Source organism: Paraburkholderia mimosarum LMG 23256 = NBRC 106338 (assembly GCF_000739815.1).
Taxonomy (GTDB): domain Bacteria; phylum Pseudomonadota; class Gammaproteobacteria; order Burkholderiales; family Burkholderiaceae; genus Paraburkholderia; species Paraburkholderia mimosarum.
The window spans coordinates 1-4,120 of sequence record NZ_BBJJ01000178.1 but is presented as its reverse complement, the minus strand read 5'-3'; the positions used below and the strand labels follow the sequence as shown (position 1 = coordinate 4,120).

The 4,120-nt window shown below is 59.3% G+C and carries 5 protein-coding genes; 3 read left to right on the top strand and 2 right to left on the bottom strand.

Annotated features, from left to right (window positions below; translation table 11 throughout):
- The 3 genes from BMI01S_RS43950 to BMI01S_RS36150 form a co-directional block, all read left to right on the top strand.
- A partial coding sequence (locus BMI01S_RS43950) for a hypothetical protein (protein WP_042292857.1) occupies nucleotides 1–198 on the top strand: 198 nt, incomplete at its 5' end.
- A 269-nt stretch (nucleotides 199–467) separates the two neighbouring features.
- Nucleotides 468–923, top strand: coding sequence for a type II RES/Xre toxin-antitoxin system antitoxin (gene parS / locus BMI01S_RS36155; protein WP_028233000.1), 456 nt, complete (start codon nucleotides 468–470; stop codon nucleotides 921–923).
- Complete coding sequence (locus BMI01S_RS36150) at nucleotides 920–1,390, top strand: RES family NAD+ phosphorylase (protein ID WP_154671518.1); 471 nt, start codon at nucleotides 920–922, stop codon at nucleotides 1,388–1,390. The genes parS and BMI01S_RS36150 overlap by 4 nt, the downstream gene beginning before the upstream one ends.
- A 463-nt stretch (nucleotides 1,391–1,853) precedes the next feature.
- On the opposite strand, the gene BMI01S_RS40185 is transcribed toward BMI01S_RS36150, so the two are convergent.
- Entirely contained in the window at nucleotides 1,854–2,195 is a 342-nt protein-coding gene (locus BMI01S_RS40185; protein ID WP_081716347.1) for an H-NS family nucleoid-associated regulatory protein, read from the bottom strand.
- Nucleotides 2,196–2,209: 14 nt separating this feature from the next.
- Complete coding sequence (gene ltrA / locus BMI01S_RS36145; protein WP_028215617.1) at nucleotides 2,210–3,913, bottom strand: group II intron reverse transcriptase/maturase; 1,704 nt, start codon at nucleotides 3,911–3,913, stop codon at nucleotides 2,210–2,212.
- Nucleotides 3,914–4,120 lie beyond the last annotated feature (207 nt).

The following is a 4,120-nucleotide window of genomic DNA, read 5'->3' as shown; positions in this document are numbered from 1 at the left end:
CGGTGGCTGCAGCACAAAGACTGGCCGCGATGCGACGGCTTCAAGCGCGGGCTTAAGCAGACGCAGTTCACCGCAGCCCGGTTGCGGGACAATCACCTCGGTCAAGGCACCGGCCGGCCAGCCGCGTCCCGGCAGTTCCGCATCGAGCGCTTCATGGCCGCTCGGCACCGTGTGGCCATGCGCGGAAGCGAGTGGTGACGCTCTCCACAGATCGCGATGGATTGCCTCGACGTCCCAGTAGTGGCAGCGCCGTGGTGCCCCCATAAAATACTGTATAAATATACAGCTATCGTAGCCGCTCTATCCTGGAAAGTCACGCCGGAGGCGCCGGTCGGCTATGCGGGGCTGCGGGGAGCGGATTTGCCGTAAGTGGCGGTCGCGCGCGATCGGTGCAGCGTAGAGCACAACAGGCAAGCTCGATCTGTGGCAAAATGCCCGCATTGATTGGGCATTTTGCTGGAGGGTCCATGGCTACCGTTGAATATCGTCCCACTGGACGGGTCAACCCGCGGCATACCGAGTTTTCGCTGCTGGGAAACCTGCTCCAGGCGCACATCCGATCCGGGAATGACCTTGCTGCGCTCGCGACCGAGCGCCTCGGCGTGGAGGTGCTCGACCGCCTCGGCGAGCACGGCCTCAAGGCCGAAGAGCTGCTCTTCATCATTCCGCGTCGAACCCTCTCACATCGTCGCCAGAATGGTGAGCGGCTCTCGACTGACGAGTCGGACAAGGCCATCCGCCTTGCAAGGATCGTTGCACAGGCAGAGACGGTCTTTGGAAATACTGAAAAAGCCATGAACTGGCTTCGCGGCAGCAAAGAGCGATTCGCCGGGAAAACGCCGCTCGAAATGGCAGCAACTGAACACGGGGCGCGGCTTGTCGAGGACGCACTGGTGCAGATCGACGAGGGATACTTCGCCTGATGGAATTCTGGAGGATCAGTAATTACGCGGACCTTCGCGGCATCGGCGGGTTGAGGGCGTCTGGCCGGTGGCATTACCGGGGGCAACCCGTCGTCTATCTGGCGGAAAATCCCGCACTTGCGCTGCTTGAGACCATGGTGCACCACGAGTTCGGGTCGCCGCAGGCGTTGCCTGATAACTATCAGCTGCTTCGCGTGGAAATTGCGGAGGGCGCCGCGATTGCGGAACTCACGTCGAGTGTCATCCCGGATGACTGGCGCGAGAATGCGGACTGGACGCAGGCTGCCGGAAGCGAATGGCTGGCGGCGGGGCAGGAACTGCTCCTCGAGGTTCCAAGTGCCATTCTTCCTCATTCGTACAACTATCTGTTCAATCCCGCTCATCCCGGAGCTGGCTCGGCGATCGTCGCGGAGGTACTGAAAGTGCCATACGATCCGAGGATTCGGGCTATCCTGCGTGATACGTAAACTTGGCCACTCGCCGAAGTCCATTCACGTAGTGAGCTCGATGATGTTCATCCGCGGGCCAGGTTTGTCCGCCTGTCTGTTCGATGCGTTGGGTGGTCGTGTGTCTAGCGCCGGTCGAGACCCTTTCCGAACGAAGATGCCGTTCAAACCCTGCACCGGGCGCTATCCCGGTTCTCGCTTTTCTCTCGTACAACGAATCCATGCACGCCGTGCCTGACATTCAAGGCGAACCTGAATATTGTGCCAGGCTGGGCTGGAAAAGAAGAGGTCTGAACTTGCGTAATCTTCCATGGCCCTGCCTGCGACAGGCACACGCGAATTCAGGCACAACGTTACCGCTTCAGCACGGGCGGCTTCGTCATGGCCGCGTGAGTCATCGTGCCTGCCAATGACGTCCCGCATACGGTGTGTGCGTCAAAGTGGATTCTGCTGGACACCACGGCTGGCAACCGCAGTTCGGCTGTCAGGCGCCAACGCCCGCTGTCTTGATTCTCGCCAGTCTCGTGCCGGCAAACGGGTCATTGCGCCAGTCCGCGCCGGTGCGTTTGCCCGGGTCGCGCGTTGATGCGCCATCAATTGCGAAATGCTCAAGAGACTGTCCGGCGCTGGTCGCCTGGACCACCCATTGTGGCGGCGCGCCTTTGCCGTCCCATGTATTGCCGGAGGCGTCCCGGAAACGCACTTCGCGCAAACGGGCCTGGTCGGCTGCAATTGAAGTGGCGATGTCTTCCGGTTCGGTCGGGTAAGGGCACGACGTTGCCGTCGCGTCCTCCCCTAAGAACGGTACGTGCGACTTTCGCCGCATACCGCTCAAGCCTTTCAAAGCCCCATTGATGGAGCCGGTTTCGCTACTGGGAGTCGGAGAGCTCGCGCCATCTGGTGACATTCAGGATGCAACATCACGAGATTGCCCGGCGTGTCCTTTCCGCCTTCGACTTTCCGAACCATGTGGTAGAGACGCCAGCCACTGGATTTCGTAATCATCTGCTGACAGACCGGACACGCGCGAGCCTGATCGAGCCACAACCGGATCAACTGCTTTCGACCCTTTAACGAGTCCACCATCGCGAGGCCCAATCGCTCCTCGAAATAGCTTTCCCACTTCGGGTCAAATGGATTGGCGTCCATCTTTATTTTCCGGTGTCGCCTGATCGGCGTGCCTGCAATGTCATAGAGCAGCAGGAGTTCCTTCTCTCCCGAACCGGGCGTTTTGCCAGTCTCCGTGCCAAACACCCAGTGCCGGAAACCGACGGATCGGAAGTACTTCCGTCGAACCCAGCCTGCGCTTTTGTTCGGATGACGACGCCGCGCCCAGCGCCACAGACATTGCCAAACCGCGTGACTAACTTCAGCAAAGATGCGCTTCGATACAACATGCCGGTGATAGTTCGCCCATCCTCGAAGCAATGGATTGAGCTTGCGTATCAACTCGTCGTGTCGCAGCGTCGCGCTGGCCTTCACGATTTCCCGCAGCTTACGCAGAAAGCGCTGAACGTTTGCTTTGGCTGGCTTGATCAACAGCTTGCTGCCATACTTGCGCACGTTCATGCCGAGGAAATCGAACCCATCGTCGATATGCGTGATCCGGGTCTTTTCTGGTGATAGCAATAAGCCGCGCTCGACCAGAAACTGCTCGACCATTGGGCGAACTTCGTCCACCAGCACGTCTTGCGTTGCACCGGTAATGATGAAGTCATCTGCATAACGAACGATATTGACTTTTGACAGATTGTGATTGCCGCGGCGGTACTTTGCGCGCAGCAGTGCCTCCAGCCCGTCAAGCGTCATGTTCATCAACGTGGGCGAGATAATACCGCCTTGTGGCGTACCCGCTTCCGTTGCGTGAAAGACCCGGTTATGAAGGTAGCCAACCTTCAACCATCCTCGCAGAATCGCTTTATCCGTAGGAATATGGGCGATCAGCCAGTCATGCGAGATTTCGTCAAAGCAGCTTCGGATATCGGCCTCAAGAATCCACGGTGCAGAATCGGCTCCGTTCAACACCCGGAAGCATTGTTCGATTGCGTCGGCCGTTGATCGGGCCGACCTGAAACCATAGGAGTTCAAGTCCGCCGTACTTTCTGCAACCGGCTCCAGAGCGAGCAGATACAGCGCCTGCTGAGCCCTGTCGATCATGCACGGGATTCCAAGAGGCCGCATCTTCTTCCCGTCGGCCTTGGGGATGTATATCCGCCTCAGCGGACGCGGCCGATAGCCGCGCCGTTTGAGCGACAGCACTGCTTTGAGCCTGGACTTCGGGGAGGACCATGTAATGCCGTCCACTCCCGGCGTCCGTCTGCCCTGATTCTCAGTCACTCGTCTGACGGCGAGTGCCTTGCCGCTGAACGAGTGGGTTAGCAGCCATTGCAAGGCTTTCACCTTGCCCCAGCGGCCTTCCTGCGTTGCCTTCACGATACGCGCCTGGAGCCTTCGGACCTCGCGATAACACCCGGCCCAGTCGATGCTGTGCCAGTGCGTCGCTCGATCGGAGGACGCACCAGTGCCTTGCTGCTGCACCGTCATCTGCTTCTCCCCCTTTGAAGGTTGATCAAACTCTCTCGTGACGAAAGACCAAACGGAAGTGGGCCTGCTTTCGCATGCGGTGATGTTGCAACCGCTATGCTGCCCATTACAGGCAGCCGTTCGCTTTCTCCGTCATCCTCTACCCGCACCGCCAACAGCCTTCCTTACGGTTGGCCTGCCCAGACAGCATGGGCGGCGATACGGGCT